This is a genomic window from Mumia sp. ZJ430 (assembly GCF_011751845.1).
In the GTDB taxonomy this organism is placed as follows: domain Bacteria; phylum Actinomycetota; class Actinomycetes; order Propionibacteriales; family Nocardioidaceae; genus Mumia.
The window spans coordinates 1,108,503-1,123,277 of sequence record NZ_JAAHFK010000001.1 but is presented as its reverse complement, the minus strand read 5'-3'; the positions used below and the strand labels follow the sequence as shown (position 1 = coordinate 1,123,277).

15 protein-coding genes are annotated in these 14,775 nt (G+C 71.1%); 5 read left to right on the top strand and 10 right to left on the bottom strand.

Features of this window, described 5'->3' with window-relative positions; translation table 11 throughout:
* The first annotated feature begins 40 nt into the window (after positions 1-40).
* The gene (gene greA / locus HCT63_RS05430) at positions 41-550 is read left to right on the top strand and encodes a transcription elongation factor GreA (RefSeq protein WP_167001793.1); all 510 of its coding nucleotides are present in this window, start codon (positions 41-43) and stop codon (positions 548-550) included.
* Positions 551-649: 99 nt separating this feature from the next.
* Here the strand turns inward: greA and ilvA are convergent, their stop codons facing one another.
* On the bottom strand, positions 650-1,864 hold the full coding sequence (ilvA, locus tag HCT63_RS05425; protein WP_167001791.1) for a threonine ammonia-lyase: 1,215 nt from the start codon (positions 1,862-1,864) through the stop codon (positions 650-652).
* Between the two features lie 82 nt (positions 1,865-1,946).
* Here ilvA and HCT63_RS05420 point away from each other — a divergent pair, with 82 nt between their 5' ends.
* Entirely contained in the window at positions 1,947-3,275 is a 1,329-nt protein-coding gene (locus HCT63_RS05420) for a beta-propeller fold lactonase family protein (RefSeq protein ID WP_167001789.1), read from the top strand.
* Here HCT63_RS05420 and HCT63_RS05415 read toward each other — a convergent pair whose 3' ends face one another.
* The 5 genes from HCT63_RS05415 to HCT63_RS05390 all read right to left on the bottom strand — a co-directional run bounded on the left by HCT63_RS05415 (position 3,276) and on the right by HCT63_RS05390 (position 8,642).
* Entirely contained in the window at positions 3,276-4,637 is a 1,362-nt protein-coding gene (locus tag HCT63_RS05415; protein WP_243842892.1) for an AI-2E family transporter, read from the bottom strand.
* A complete protein-coding gene (locus HCT63_RS05410) occupies positions 4,634-5,791 on the bottom strand; it encodes a cystathionine gamma-synthase (RefSeq protein WP_167001787.1) in 1,158 nt (385 codons plus the stop codon). Before HCT63_RS05410 ends, HCT63_RS05415 begins: the two co-directional genes overlap by 4 nt.
* A 25-nt stretch (positions 5,792-5,816) precedes the next feature.
* Complete coding sequence (locus tag HCT63_RS05405; RefSeq protein WP_167001785.1) at positions 5,817-6,956, bottom strand: glycerophosphodiester phosphodiesterase; 1,140 nt, start codon at positions 6,954-6,956, stop codon at positions 5,817-5,819.
* Positions 6,957-7,327: 371 nt separating this feature from the next.
* Complete coding sequence (locus tag HCT63_RS20395) at positions 7,328-7,741, bottom strand: HNH endonuclease signature motif containing protein (protein WP_167001783.1); 414 nt, start codon at positions 7,739-7,741, stop codon at positions 7,328-7,330.
* The gene (locus tag HCT63_RS05390; protein WP_167001781.1) at positions 7,695-8,642 is read right to left on the bottom strand and encodes a hypothetical protein; all 948 of its coding nucleotides are present in this window, start codon (positions 8,640-8,642) and stop codon (positions 7,695-7,697) included. The genes HCT63_RS20395 and HCT63_RS05390 overlap by 47 nt, the downstream gene beginning before the upstream one ends.
* Positions 8,643-8,755: 113 nt before the next feature.
* On the opposite strand from HCT63_RS05390, the gene msrA reads away from it, so the two are divergent.
* Positions 8,756-9,391, top strand: a complete 636-nt coding sequence (gene msrA / locus HCT63_RS05385) for a peptide-methionine (S)-S-oxide reductase MsrA (RefSeq protein ID WP_167001779.1) — start codon at positions 8,756-8,758, stop codon at positions 9,389-9,391.
* 18 nt (positions 9,392-9,409) lie between these two features.
* Here msrA and HCT63_RS05380 read toward each other — a convergent pair whose 3' ends face one another.
* The gene (locus HCT63_RS05380; protein WP_167001777.1) at positions 9,410-10,231 is read right to left on the bottom strand and encodes an alpha/beta hydrolase; all 822 of its coding nucleotides are present in this window, start codon (positions 10,229-10,231) and stop codon (positions 9,410-9,412) included.
* Positions 10,232-10,293: 62 nt separating this feature from the next.
* Between HCT63_RS05380 and HCT63_RS05375 the strand changes: the two genes are divergently transcribed.
* Positions 10,294-11,343, top strand: a complete 1,050-nt coding sequence (locus tag HCT63_RS05375; RefSeq protein ID WP_243842891.1) for an alpha/beta fold hydrolase — start codon at positions 10,294-10,296, stop codon at positions 11,341-11,343.
* A gap of 4 nt (positions 11,344-11,347) precedes the next feature.
* Here the strand turns inward: HCT63_RS05375 and HCT63_RS05370 are convergent, their stop codons facing one another.
* On the bottom strand, positions 11,348-11,626 hold the full coding sequence (locus tag HCT63_RS05370; RefSeq protein WP_167001775.1) for a DUF2277 domain-containing protein: 279 nt from the start codon (positions 11,624-11,626) through the stop codon (positions 11,348-11,350).
* Between the two features lie 53 nt (positions 11,627-11,679).
* On the opposite strand from HCT63_RS05370, the gene HCT63_RS05365 reads away from it, so the two are divergent.
* Complete coding sequence (locus HCT63_RS05365; protein WP_167001773.1) at positions 11,680-13,278, top strand: FAD-binding oxidoreductase; 1,599 nt, start codon at positions 11,680-11,682, stop codon at positions 13,276-13,278.
* A gap of 12 nt (positions 13,279-13,290) precedes the next feature.
* Here the strand turns inward: HCT63_RS05365 and HCT63_RS05360 are convergent, their stop codons facing one another.
* Together HCT63_RS05360 and HCT63_RS05355 are read right to left on the bottom strand one after the other, a co-directional pair.
* Positions 13,291-14,316: a PHP domain-containing protein gene (locus HCT63_RS05360; protein WP_167001771.1), complete on the bottom strand. Its 1,026-nt coding sequence runs from the start codon at positions 14,314-14,316 to the stop codon at positions 13,291-13,293.
* 45 nt (positions 14,317-14,361) lie between these two features.
* A complete protein-coding gene (locus HCT63_RS05355) occupies positions 14,362-14,661 on the bottom strand; it encodes a DUF1540 domain-containing protein (protein WP_167001770.1) in 300 nt (99 codons plus the stop codon).
* Positions 14,662-14,775: the final 114 nt, after the last annotated feature.

The following is a 14,775-nucleotide window of genomic DNA, read 5'->3' as shown; positions in this document are numbered from 1 at the left end:
CGTGATGTCTGGGGTTTGTTACATCCGAGGAGCTATCCCCATGACGACGAGCAACGAAGAGAACACGATCTGGCTGACCCAGGAGGCGTACGACCGTCTGCGGGCCGAGCTGGACCATCTTCGCGGACCTGCTCGTGCGGAGATCGCCACCAAGATCGCCGAGGCGCGCGACGAGGGCGACCTCCGTGAGAACGGGGGCTACCACGCCGCTCGCGAGGAGCAGGGCAAGTCCGAGGCCCGCATCCGCCAGCTCGAGGACATGCTGCGCCGCGCCGAGGTGGGCGAGCAGCCCGCCGACGACGGGCTGGTCGAGCCCGGGATGGTCGTGACCATCATGTTCGCCGGCGACGACGACACCGAGACTTTCTTGCTCGGCTCGCGCGAGATGCTCGGCCTGGACGCGTCGGTCGACATCGAGGTCTACTCCCCGCAGTCGCCGCTGGGCGCCGCGATCAACGGCAAGAAGGCCGGTGACACCGCCACGTACGCCGCACCCAACGGGCGCGACGTGACCGTCAAGATCGTCGACGCCAAGCCGTACGTCGCCTGACAAGGCGCTGTTGGTCGAGCCAACGCCGCCGTTGGTCGAGCCTGTCGAGACCTGTGCCCGTCGCCCTCCGGGGCGGCGGGCGCTGGCATGTCCGGGACGTCACGTGTAGGTGATGACGTACCCGTGGTCGCGCAGCATCTGCTCCACCGCGAACCGGTGCTCCGGACCGCGTGTCTCCACGCTCAGCGTCACCTCGACCTCGTCGATGGCGAGGGTCGAGCCGGTGCGCTCATGGACGACGTCGAGGACGCTGACCTGCATCTCGGCGAGGATCCTCAGGAGCTCGTCGAGGGAACCCGGGCGGTCGGAGATCCGGACCCGGAAAGACAGGAAGCGGCCGGCTGCCGCCAGGCCGTGGCGGACGACGTTCATGAGGAGCAGCGGATCGATGTTGCCGCCGCTGAGGACGCTGACGACGGGACCGGGGTCGTCGGCGAAGACGTCGGGATGCTCCAGCAGCGCGGCGACGCCGGCGGCACCTGCCGGCTCCACGACGAGCTTGGCGCGCTCAAGGAGCATGAGGAGCGCCTGGCTGAGCGACTCCTCGGTGACGGTGACGACGCGGTCCACGTAGCGGGCGATCTCCTCGTACGGGACGTCGCCGGGCCGCGACACCGCGATGCCGTCGGCCATCGTGCGCTGTGCGTCCACGGACATCGGTCGGCCCGCGCGCAACGACTGCGGGTATGGCGCGACCCGCTCGGACTGCACCCCGATGACCCGGATGCTCGGGTTGATCGCCCGTGCGGCGAGCGCGACCCCCGCGACGAGCCCACCCCCACCCACCGGGATGACAATCGTCGTGGCGTCGGGGACCTGCTCGAGGACCTCGAGTCCCAGCGTCCCCTGTCCAGCGACGATGTCGGGATGGTCGAACGGGTGGATGAGCACGGCACCGACGCGCTCGGCATAGGCGTGCGCCGCCACGAGCGCGGACTCGACCGACGTGCCGGCGAGCTCGATCCTCGCCCCGTACTCGCGGGTCGCCGCAAGCTTGGGCAACGGCGCGCCTTCGGGCATGAAGACGGTCGCGGTGGTCCCGAGCAGCGAGGCGGCGAGGGCGACACCTTGCGCATGGTTGCCGGCGCTGGCCGCGACGACGCCGTGTACCCGCTCCTCGGCGGAGAGCCGTGCGATGCGGACGTAGGCACCGCGGATCTTGAACGACCCGGCGCGTTGGAGGTTCTCGCACTTGAGCACCACCTGTCGACCGATCAGCGCACTGAGCGCACGCGAAGGCTCGACGGGGGTGCGGACAGCGACGCCGGCGAGCAGCTTCTCGGCAGCGCGCACGTCGTCCAGGGTGACCGGCATGCCACCAGCCTAAGCATGAAAGCCGCAGCGAGGTGGCCCGCACTCGACCTAGCGTCGAGAGGATGGTGAGGGGGACACCACGATGACACGAGCAGGACCGACAACCACCGAGAGACTTCACCGAGGGACGGGCGCTGCCGCCGCCGTCGTTCTCGCCGCCGGGGCGCTGACCGCCGCGAGTGCGACGCCCGCCGCCGCCGACGACCTCGACCACAGCCCGCTCCGCACGCTGGCGGGCGCGCGTACGGGCCTGAGCGAGGCGATGGGGGTCGCCAGGGACGGCGCAGGCAACCTGTACGTCGCGAACCAGGTCGGCTGGGTCACCGTCTACGGCCCGAACGGCAACGGCGACGTGGCCCCGACACGGAGGATCCAGGGCTCCGCGACGGGGCTCGGGGCGCCGTGCGGGGTGACGGTCGACGCGGCGGGGCAGATCTACGTGAGCGATCGTGGCGCCAGCCCCGCGATCAGGGTCTTTGCCCCTGATGCCAACGGCAACGTCACCCCGGCCCGTACGATCACGTCGCCCGCGCTGACACAGCCGTGCGACCTCGAGCTCGGGCCTGGCGGCACGCTGTACGTCGCCAACGAGCACGCCCCGGACGCCGTCCTCGTGTTCGCCGCGAGCGCGAACGACAAGACCACTCCCACCCGTGTGATCCAGGGAAATCTCACCAAGCTCGACAGTCCTGTCGGCCTCGCGTTCGACGCGCGGGGCGACCTGCTCGTGGCGAACTTCTCGGGCGACAGCGTGACGGCGTACGCCGCGACCGCCAACGGCAACGCGGCGCCTCGGCGGACGCTGACCGGGGCGACGACGCGACTGGACGGCCCCTCGGACCTCGAGGTCGACCGGCGCGGATTCGTCTACGTCGCGAACCAGCTCAGCCCCGCGGTGCAGGTCTTCGCAGCCGGGGCCGACGCGAGCACGGCGCCTGCGCGGTCGCTCCAGGGTGCGAACACCGGCCTCGGAACCGCGCCGCCGCGGGGACTAGCCGTCGCGAGCGACCACTCGATCGCCGTCGGCCAGTGGGTCGCGAACAAGGTGTCGGTCTATCGCGCGGTGATCGCGCCGCCCGCGGCACCCAAGCCGCCCGCCACACCGAAGCCACGGATCACCGTGCCGGGCAAGGTCCGCGCGCTCACCGTCACTGGCGCCCGCAAGGCGAAGAAGCGCACGATCCGGTGGAAGGCCCCGGCGTCGAACGGTGGTGCCGCGATCACGCGCTACCGGCTCGTCATCAAGAAGGGCAGCCGCACGCTGGTGACGAAGGCTCCGGGCGCGGGCAAGCGCTCGTACACCGTCAAGCGCTCCAAGCTGCGCAACGGCAAGAACAAGGTGTCCGTCCGCGCAGTGAACGCCAAGGGGTCGAGTGCCTGGGCGCACAAGACGTTCGTCGTACGGAAGTAGCTAGTCGGGCGTCGGTGGCGCGAGACCAGCCTCTCGCGCCTCGCGGGCTGCCTCCGCACGCTCGGCGAGGTGGCGCACGATCGCGTTGACACAGGCGACGATCGGCACGGCGAGGAGCGCGCCGACGATCCCGGCGACGGTGACGCCGGCGGCGATCGCGAGGATGATCGCCAGCGGGTGGAGCTGGACGAGGTGGCCCATCAAGAAGGGCTGCAGGATGTGCGCCTCGATCTGCTGCACGGCGACGACGCCGGCGAGCATGAACAGCGCCACCCACGGGCCCTGAGCCACCAGCGCGACGAGGACGGCGACGAGCCCCGAGACAAAAGCGCCGACGATCGGGATGAACGCGCCGAGGAACACCAGCGTCGCGATCGCCAGCACCAGCGGCACCCCCAGCAGCCACGCGACGAGCGCGATGCCGACGGCGTCGACGAGCGCGACCAGCACGGTCGCGCGGACGAACGCGGTGAGCGACCACCAGGCGACCCGGCCGGAGCGGTCGGCGTGCTCGCGGGCGTTGCGCGGGAAGAGCCGGACGACCCAGTCCCAGATGCGCCCACCCTGGTAGAGGAAGAAGTACGTCGCGAAGAGCACGATGAAGAACCCAGCGAGCACGTGCGTCACGGTGGTTCCGAGCTGGGTGACCCGGTCGACGATCCCCGTCCCGCTGCTCCCCCACTCCTCGATGGTCTTGGTGGCCCGGTCGATCCAGGAGTTGAGCTGCGCGTCGCTGAGCCCGAGTGGACCGGTGCGGGCCCAGTCCTGGATCTCCTGCAGCCCGTCGACGACCTTCGTCCGCAGGTCGTCGAACTGCGTGGAGACCTGCTGACCGACGAGGGTGAGCATGCCGACGACGGCGCCGATCCCGAAGATCATCACCATCAACGTCGCGAGCGCCCGAGGAAGGTGCAGGGCCTCGATCCGGTCGACGAACGGACGGACCAGGGCAGAGACGAGGATCGCGATGGCGATCGGCACGGTGAGGCTGGAGAAGTAGCCCAGCAGCCACATCACGCCCAGACCCGCCGCGGCGATGACGATGAGCCGCCACCCCCAGGAAGCCGCCAGCGAGATCCCGTACGGGACGTTGGGCGGGGTCCCGTCCCCCGGGGAGGGCGGCGCCGGGGCGGCGTACGGGCTGAGGGTCGGGACGGGATCTCCGAGGACGCCGGTGCGTTCGTCGAGGAGCGTGAGGTCGCGGCGTGCGGTCGCGCGCATGCGCTCGACGAGCTCGTCCAGACGCTGGCGTCGCGACCTCGCGCGCTCCGCTGCCTCCTCGGTCACTCCCTCGTCAGGCGCGGCGTCGCCGGGAGCCGCGTCCTCGGGAGCCGCGCCCTCGGGCGCCCCGTCCTCGCTCATCGGCCGAGCCGCTCGAATGCGCGCTCGAGGTCGGCGACCAGGTCGTCGGCACTCTCGATGCCGACGCTGACGCGGACGAGGTCGGCCGGCACCTCGAGCGGAGAGCCTGCCGCAGAAGCGTGGGTCATGCGGCCGGGATGCTCGATCAGCGACTCGACACCGCCGAGCGATTCAGCGAGCGTGAAGAGCTCGGTGTGCTCGACGACGTCGAGGGCTGCCCGCTCACCGGCGGCCATCTGGAAGGACACCATCCCGCCGAACCGCTTCATCTGACGTGCGGCGACGGCGTGACCCGGGTGCTCCGCGAGGCCCGGGTAGATCACGTGCGAGACCTCCGGACGGCTCTGCAGGAAGGCGACGATCCGCTCGGCGTTGTCGCTGTGACGCTCCATCCGCAGCGCGAGGGTCTTGAGCCCCCGCAGCACGAGCCACGAGTCGAACGGGCCCGCAACGGCGCCCATGGAGTTCTGGTGGAAGGCGATCGGCTCCGCGAGCGTCTCGTCGCGGGCGATCAGGGCGCCGCCGACGACGTCGGAGTGGCCGCCCGCGTACTTGGTCGTCGAGTGCACCACGAGGTCGGCGCCGTGGGCGAGAGGCTGCTGCAGGTACGAGGAGGCGAAGGTGTTGTCGACGACCAGCAGCGCGCCGGCCTCGTGCGCGACCTCGGCGAGCGCCTCGATGTCGGCGATCCCGAGCAGCGGGTTGGTCGGCGTCTCGACCCACACGATGCGTGTCTCGCCGGGCGTGACCGCCGCACGGACCGCCTCGACGTCGGCGATCGGCACCGGGTCGTACCGCAGGCCCCAGCGCGACTCGACCTTGTCGAACAGCCGGTACGTCCCGCCGTATGCGTCATCGGGGATCACCACGTGGTCGCCGGGTTTGGTGAGCGCCCGCAGGAGGGTGTCCTCGGCGGCGAGCCCGCTCGCGAACGCGAACCCGCGGGCGCCTCCCTCGAGCGAGGCGAGGCACTCCTCGAGCGCCGTCCTCGTAGGGTTCGCGCTCCGCGAGTACTCATAGCCTTCGCGGAGCCCGCCGACCCCGTCCTGCTTGTAGGTGCTGGTCGCGTAGATGGCCGGCACGACCGCCCCAGTGCGGGGGTCAGGCTCCTGACCTGCGTGGATCGCACGCGTCTCGAATCCGAAGTCACTCACACCCGCGAGCGTAACGGTCGCGCCCTCAGCCTGCCTTCACGGAGGCGGGCCGACGCGCGGCAACCGCCAGATCAGGGAAGTCGGAGAACACACCGTCAAGCCCGAGCCGGTAGAACGTCCGCAGCTCAGCGTCGAGGTCGCCGTGCGCGTTCGGGTCGGTGCCGTCGCGGTGATCGGCGGGAAGGAACTGGTTCTCCGCGCGGAACGTCCACGCATAGACGTCGAGCCCCGCCCGATGCGCGTCGCGGACAACGGTCGTCGGGGTAGTCAGCGCCCCGGTCGCGTCGCGCGGGATGAGGACGGTCTTCTCCGCGCTGAGGACGTCGGCGTACCCTGCCATCGCCTTGAGACCTGCTGGGGTCACCATGTCCACGTACGTCGTCGGGTCACCACTGACGACGTGGTCGTACGGACGCCCGCTCGGGTTGACGTTCTGGGCGAGCGGGACGCGCACCCGCTTGGCGAGGGTCATGAGGTTCGCGGTCTCGAACGACTGGACGGTGACCGGCGACCAGCGGTGGTCGAGCCCACGGCGCTTCAGCGTGCGGACGAGCGGATCCTCGAGGTTCTTGCCGATCGACTGGAAGTACGTGGGGTGCTTGGTCTCAGGTGCGACGCCGATGACCCGTCCGCGGCGGATGCTCTCGCGCTTCGCCAGGTCGAGAACCTCTTCGAAGGTTGGCACCTCGAAGCGGCCGTCGTACGCGGTGTTGCCGGGGCGCACGAGCGGGAGGCGCTCCTTGGCCCTCAGGGTCTTGAGCTCGGCCAGCGTGAGGTCCTCGGTGAACCACCCCGTCACCGCGCGTCCGTCGATCGTCTTGGTCGTCCGGCGGTCGGCGAACTCCGGGTGCTGGGCGACGTCGGTGGTGCCGCCGATCTCGTTCTCGTGGCGGGCGACGAGGACCTTGTCCTGGGTGATGACGAGGTCCGGCTCGATCACGTCCGCGCCCTGGCGGATCGCCAGCGCGTAGGCAGCGAGCGTGTGCTCCGGGCGATAGCCGGAGGCGCCGCGGTGCGCGATGACGATCGGGTCGGCGGGTCTGTGGCGCGCCGAGTTCGAGGTGGCGTGTCCGTCGGCGGACGCCGCGGGTGCGGCGGACACGAACAACGGCCCCGCCACCGCAGCGGTGAGGGCGGTGATGAGGATGCTGCGCAAAGGGTTCATATGACGATCGCAGCGGTGGCAGGTGGCCGGAGGCCGTCAGCCGGAAGTGGGGCATGTGAACGGTGCGCGAACCTCCGTGGGCGGACCACGTGGAGCCCCGCCGCTCGAGCGTGTCGAGACCCCCGTCCCCTCACCGCTGCCCGGCGAACTGCTGGTCCAGGTCGAGGCGTGCGGGGTGTGCCGGACGGATCTGCACGTCACCGAAGGCGACCTTCCGGTCCATCGTGACCATGTCGTCCCGGGTCACGAGGTCGTCGGCCGGTGGTCGCGGACGGTACCCGTACCCGCTCGACCGCGCGCTCGAGGCCCTTCGGGATCTGAAGGCCGGACGGTTCGACGGCGCGGCGGTGCTCGTGCCGTAGCGCGACGACTCAGGTGCGCGAGACCTCGAGGAGTCGTCTCAGGTGGTTCTCGAGCACCGACGGAGGAGCGGCGCCTGGCGGGGGCGATGAGACGTACTGGTGGCCGGTCGGTGTCGTCCACGTGCGGACGCCGTCGTGATCGGTGTCGACGCGCCACCGGCGGGTCTGCTTGAGGAGGTTGTCCGAGCGGCAGAGCCCTTGGGCGTTGGCTCGCGTCGTCGCGCCCCCCGCGGCGTACGGGGTGACGTGGTCGATCTCGCGGGTGCGGCACTCGCACCACGGGCGGGCGCAGTAGTCGGCCGCGCGCACCATCCGCGCGACCACCTCGGGGAAGCGGCGCCGCCGCGGGTCGACGTCGGTGATCTGGTGGCCGTCGTCAGCGGTGAAGAACCGGCGTACCCACGAGCGCCCCGACGTCGCCAACCCCCGCGCCAGCTCGCCCGGGACCGGCCCATAGCCCTGCAGCACCGCCGAAGCGTCGTCGGCGCCGAACAGCGTCTCGGGCCGCATCAGGACACCGACCTCGACGTCCACCGCGGCGCCGCCCGACGTCACGCCATTGCCGCTGAGCGCCTCGAGCGCCAGATCGCACGCAAGCTGCGCGATCGTCCGCGGGTCGCCGTCGCTGCGACGAGCGGAGGCCCCGGCGTCGAGCAGGTGCCACACCCCCCACCAGCTGCTCGGCGGGCGCGTAGATCGACAGCGTCGCCATCGCATCCAGCTCGGGCCGCAGGTGCACGTGGCGCTCCTCGCGAGCCCGTACCGTGCGCTCGTACGCCGCGTGCGGCTCGTGGTCGAGGACCAGCCGGCGCGCAGCGGCCGCGGCACGCTTGGGCCCCAGCTCGCGCAGCTGCGGCGCGAGCTCACGGTCGACCTCCGCACGCGTCGACGGATCGAGAGAGACCGTCTCGCGACACACGGCCGCGACCACCGCCTGGTTGACCTCGCCGTCACGCAGGAGCGCGTGCGCCTCGGGGTGGTCCTCGAGGTCACGGGCGAGCCGGTAGGTGGTCTCGCCGGCGGTCGCCGACGCCTGACGCGCCATCGCGATCTCGGCGAACAACGACCGGCACAGGTCGTGCTCGGTCATCGACGAGCCGACCACCTCACGCCGGCGACGATCGAGCGCCGTCATGGCGTCGGCCTGCATGCCCTGGCCGATGCGGACGACCGCCTCGCACAACGCCACAGCCACGATCTCCCCCGCACCTGCCGCGACGACCTCGTCATCGAGCCCGTCCAACGTCGAGGCAGCATCGCTCACCGCCTCTCCCACCCGCTCAAGGAGAGCCGCGAGCAAACCGTGCGTCGCGCTATCGCTCATGAGTTCGATTATACTGTGGTGCGGGTGTGGCGCGCCACGACTTTCCCCAGCTTTCGCCGGGAACACCGACAGGGGCGCCATGGTTGTACGTGGCGGACCCGAGGAGGAATCTGATGTTCTCGTTCAAGACGCACCTCATCTCCGCCGACCAGGCACTGCCCGGTCGCGAGACCCGCCCCTTCACCGTCGGTGACCAGCACCTCGTGCTGGGCACCCCGATCGTCACCGATCCACCCGAGGGCTTCGAGGTCGCGGTGTTCGGGCTGGGCTGCTTCTGGGGTGAGGAGCAGACGTTCTGGCAGGTGCCCGGCGTGTGGTCGACGTCGGTCGGCTACGCAGGCGGCTTCACCCAGAACCCCACGTACGAGGAGGTGTGCAGCGGGCGCACCGGCCATGCCGAGGTGGTCCGCGTGATCTACGACCCCGCCAAGGTCTCGTACGACGACCTGCTCAAGGTCTTCTGGGAGAACCACGACCCGACCCAGGGCATGCGCCAGGGCAACGACCGTGGCACCCAGTACCGGTCGGTGATCTTCACGACGACGCCGCAGCAGCAGGAGCAGGCCGAGGCGTCGCGCGCCGCATACCAGAAGCGCATGAGCGCCCGCGGCTACGGCGAGATCACCACGGCGATCGCTCCGCTCGGCGACTACTGGTACGCCGAGGACTACCACCAGCAGTACCTCGTGAAGAACCCGTTCGGCTACTGCCCGAACCACTCCACGGGCGTCTCGTACGCGACGAGCTGACACCCCGCTGCTGAACGCCTAACGCTCGGGGCCTCGCACGCCACGGTCATCCAGGCTCCGGAGGAACCTCCGGATCTCGTGGGTGACGGCGTCCGGGGCCTCGACCATGCTCACGTGCCCGACCCCCGGCAGCACGACCAGCTGCGAGCCGGGGATCCCTGCATGCAGGGCGTCCGCAACGGCGCGTGGAGCTCGGACGTCCTGCTCCCCGTGCAGCAGCAGCGTCGGGACGTCGACCCGCGGCAGCACGTCACGCAGGTCCGCCTCGGCCGATGCCAGCGACATCGCCCTGAACCCGTCAGGGCTGAACGCCCGCACGCTCGCGGTGAACTCCGCGACGGCGTCCGGAGGCGCGGATCGGGAGAACATCGACCCCGTCATCGCGTCAGCGAAGTCCTCCGGAGAACGCTCCGCGAGCTCCAGACACGTGCGCAGCCTCGCCTCGACCTCCTCCGCCGGCAGCGATCCCGTCCATCCTGCGTACCCACCGGCCATCACGAGCGACCGCACGATGCCTGGGTGGCGCTGGAAGGCCGACAGCTCGAGGATCGCGCCGAACGAGATCCCGCCGAGATGCGCTCGCTCGATGCCGAGCACCCGGAGGAACGCGGCCAGGCAGTCGGCGTAGTCGGTGATGCGGAACCACTCCGGCGGGTCCGACGACCGGCCCGCGCCGGGGGCGTCCCAGAGGATCACCGTGCACTCGTCGGCGAGGGCGTCGGCCTGCCTGCCCCAGGTCGAGCGGCCGTCGCCGACGAACCCCTGCGTCAGGACCAGCTCCGGCCCACGACCCACCCTCTCGTAGGCGATCCGTAGTCCCTCGACCTCGACCTGCGCCATGACTGCCCACCCCAACACTGCTCTCCGTACCCCTCCAGAGTCGCACGAGGCACACTGGAGCCATGCGGATCACGCCCGTACGGACGGTCGTCGCCGCGCTCGCCCTGACGGCGACCGCGGCCTGCACCGCGGAGCGTACGGACAACGAGGCGGACCAGTCCCCCGCGACGTCGGCGGGCACCTCGTCACCGACCACGCCGCCCGCGACCAGCCCGCCGACCACGGCCTCCCCGACGCCGACCGCAACCAGTCCCGTCTCCCTCCCCGCCCTGATGGCCAAGGAGTACGACGGCCGTGCCCTGCGCCTGCGCCGCGTGCTCGCCCGCACAGACGCGTACGTCCGCCACGCCGTCACCTACCGCAGCGGCGACCTGCGGATCTCCGGCATCCTCAACGTCCCTCGCGGCAAGGGCCCGTTCCCGGTGGCGATCCTGGCCCACGGCTACATCGACCCCGCGATCTACACGACCGGGCGCGGGATGATGCGCGAGCAGGACTACCTGGCGCGTGAAGGATTCGCGGTGCTGCACGTGGACTACCGCAACCACGCCGGCTCCGACGACGACCCGGAGGCCGAGCGCGACCTGCGGCTGGGCTACACCGAGGACGTGATCAACGCCGTCCTCGCCGTGCGTCGCTCCGACGACCCGCGCCTCGACGGCGACCGCGTCGGGCTCGTCGGGCGGTCGATGGGCGGCGGCGTCGTCCAGAACGTGCTCGTGACGCAGCCCGGGCTGGTCGACGGGGGCGTCGTGTTCGCGTCGGTCAGCAGCAGCACGGTCGACAACTACGAGCGGTGGATCGAGAACGACCGGCCCGAGGTCGCCCAGTCGATCGTCCGCGCCCACGGGTCGCCCGAGGACAACCCGGAGCTCTGGGCGCAGGCCTCACCTCGGACGTACGTCGGCCGCGCGACCGAGCCGCTGCTCATGCTCCACGGCACCGTCGACGACACCTGCCCCCCGCGATGGGCCCGGCGGACGGCGGCGGCGTTCGAGGAGGCGGGCAAGGACGTCCGGCTCGTCTGGTACGAGGGTGAGGGCCACACGTTCGGTCCGCAGTGGCCCGCGTCGATGCGCGAGACCGTACGGTTCCTGCGGCGCCAGCTGTGAGCGCTCAGCCGGCCATCGAGGCGTAGCGCTTCGCCGCGCGCGCCTTGGCCTTCTCGGCCTCGACCTCGCGGTCCTTGGGAGGCGCGTTGGCAACCAGGTCGTCGAGCAGGTGCTGGGTGAGATGGGCGATCTCGTGCACGGCACGGTCGAACGCCTCGGCGTTGGCCTGGGACGGCTTGGTCATCCCGCTGACCTTGCGCACGTACTGGAGGGCTGCCGCCTCGATCTCTTCGTCGGTCGCGTGCGGCTCAAAGTTGTGAAGGGTCCTGATGTTGCGGCACATGCCTTCACGCTACGCCCTCCGGCGGGTCGTTTCAGGGGCTAGAGTCGGCGCCCATGACACAGACGCCGGGTACGCGGTCGTGGTGGGGCTGGGGCATGCAGGAGGAGGCGCTCGACGCCCGCGAGACCGAGGCGCTGGTCCGGCGGATCGCGCGCCTTCTCCCTGACGCCGACCCCACCCCGCACCTCGCGCCCACGCTCACGGCCGACGACCTGCCGGCGATCAGGGTCGAGCCACCTGCCTCGCTCAGCGCCTTGTGCAGCACCGACACGGTCGACCGCGCGGCGCACACCCACGGCAAGGCGTTCCGTGACGTCGTGCGCAACCTGCGCGGCGACCTCGCCCACGCGCCCGACCTCGTTGTACGCCCACACACCGAGCGCGACGTCGTCGACGTGCTCGACTGGGCCTCGTCCGCGAACGTCGCGGTCATTCCGTACGGCGGCGGCACCTCGGTCGTCGGCGGCGTCGAGCCGCGTCTCGACGGCGACTACGCCGGAGCGGTGTCGCTCGACGTGACCGCGATGGACCAGGTCCTCGAGGTCGACCGCACCAGTCGCGCGGCGCGGATCCAGGCGGGCGTCCTCGGACCGCATCTCGAGGACCAGCTGCGCCCGTACGGCCTCACGCTGAGGCACTTCCCGCAGTCGTTCGCGTTCTCGACGCTGGGCGGCTGGCTCGCGACGAGGGCGGGCGGGCACTTCGCCACGCTCGCCACCCACATCGACGACCTGACGGAGTCGATGCGTGTCGTCTCCCCGTACGGGGTGGGCGAGTCGCGTCGCCTCCCCGGCTCGGGCGCCGGCCCGTCCCCCGACCGGATGTTCCTCGGGTCGGAGGGGACGCTCGGCGTGATCACCGAGGCCTGGATGCGGCTCCAGGACCGGCCTCGCTGGCGCGCCGGAGCGTCGGTGCACTTCACGGACTGGGACGGTGCCGTCGACGCGACACGTGCCGTTGCCCAGTCCGGGCTCCACCCGGCGAATTGCCGTCTCCTCGATGCCGGCGAGGCGTTCCTCAACGCCGGTGCAGCGGTCGGCGGCGGCGTGCTCGTGCTCGGCTTCGAGTCGGCCGACCATCCTGTCGACGCCGCCCTCGCACGGGCGGTCGAGCTGTGCCTCGACCACGGCGGGACGCTGCCCGAGGATGCGGACCGCGGCGCCGACACGGCGCGGGACGCCGCGGCGTCCACGTGGCGCTCGTCGTTCCTCCGCATGCCGTACCAGCGCGACGCCCTGGCCCAGCGCTCGGTCATCGCCGAGACGTTCGAAACGGCGACGACGTGGGACCGCTTCCCCGCGCTGCACGCCGCGATCACGGCCGCGGCGACCGAGGCGATCCGCGAGGTCTGCGGCATCGGTGTCGTCACCTGCCGGTTCACCCACGTCTATCCCGACGGCCCGGCTCCGTACTACGGCGTCTACGCACCCGGCCGCTGGGCGAGCATCGTCGAGCAGTGGGACGCCATCAAGACCGCGGTGTCTGAGGCGATCCTTGACAACGGCGGCACGATCACGCACCACCACGCGGTCGGTCGCGACCACAGGCCGTACGCCGCGCAGCAGCGCCCTGCGCCGTTCGCCGCCGCGCTCACCGCCGCCAAGGACACCCTCGATCCGGCCGGGATCCTCAACCCGGGCGTGCTGCTCTGAGCCGTGCCCGCGTCAGCGCTTCGACCACGCGAGCAGATCATCGAGCGGCCAGGTGTCGACGACGCGCTCGGCCGTGACGCCGGCGGCCTCGGCCCGCGCGCACGCCAACCCCTGCCACGCCAGCTGCCCCGGCGCATGGGCGTCGGTGTCGATCGAGAACAGGCATCCGCGTTCGAGTGCCACCTCGATCAGCCGGCTCGGGGGGTCACGGCGCTCGGGTCGGCTGTTGATCTCGACCGCCGTGTCGAACTGCTTGCACGCCTCGAAGACCATCTCCGCGTGGAACGCCGACTCAGGCCGCGTTCCTCGGCCGCCCTCGACCAGCCGCCCGGTGACATGGCCGAGCACGTCCGTGTGCGGGTTGGCGACGGCGGCGACCATCCGGCGCGTCATCGTGTCGGCCTCGTCGCGCAGGCGCGAGTGGATGCTCGCCACCACCACGTCGAGCCGCTCGAGAAGCTCAGGCTCCTGGTCGAGGCTTCCGTCGTCGAGGATGTCGACCTCGATGCCGGTGAGGATCCGAAAGGGTGCGAGCTCGTCGTTGAGAGCAGCAACCACGTCGAGCTGCTCACGCAGGCGATCCGGCGACAGCCCCCGTGCGACGGTCAACCGCGGCGAGTGGTCGGTCAGCGCGCAGTACTCGTGGCCGAGCGACTTGGCAGTCCTCATCATCTCGTCGATCGAGGCCCCGCCGTCGGACCAGGTGGAGTGCGTGTGGAGGTCGCCACGCAGCGCCTGCCGCAGCGGTGTGTCGTCGCCGGGGATCGGTGCGGCGTCCGTACGGAGCCTGGCGAGGGTGTCGGGGACCTTCCCGGCCCGGGCCTGCGCGATCACCGCTGAAGTCTTGGCCCCGATCCCGCTGAGCTCCGTCCAGGTGTCGCGTGCAGCCAGCCGGTCGAGGTCGGCGTCCCCGAGATCGTCATAGACGTCGGCCGCCTTCCGGTACGCCATGGGCCGGCGGGGCTCGGCCCGGGCGCGTTCGAGGAGGTACGCGATCTCACGGAGGGCAGCCGACGGCCCGGGGGCCGGGGCATTCATCCCGGCCTCCGGGCCGTCCGCGTGCCTGCGTCGCGCGGGGACGGGTCAGATCCGCATCTGGTAGGTGAGGCAGTCTGCCTTGTCCTTGCCGGGTCCGACCCGGATCGCGTCGGCGGTGCACTCAAGCTCGGAGTTGTGGACACAGTCCGAACGGTGGCACGCACCGACGCGCGCCACCACCTTGGCGAGGCCACCGCTGGGCCCCAGGTCGATGAAGGTGCCGCACGCGGCGTCGTTGGTCGAGCCGGCGATCGTGATCGCTCCGGCGTGGCATGCGTGCTCGTGGTTGTACGAACAGCCGGCGACTACGCACTCGCCGACCTCGGGAAGTTCCGTGACGGTCATGCCCTACCCCCTGTGCGATGGCCTAGAACCTCAGGCTAGAGCGCCGGTCCCGGCATTAGGCAAGACTCAGCGGGGCCAGGGTAAGGCAAGGCTCTCCGTGCCTGGGCATCCCCC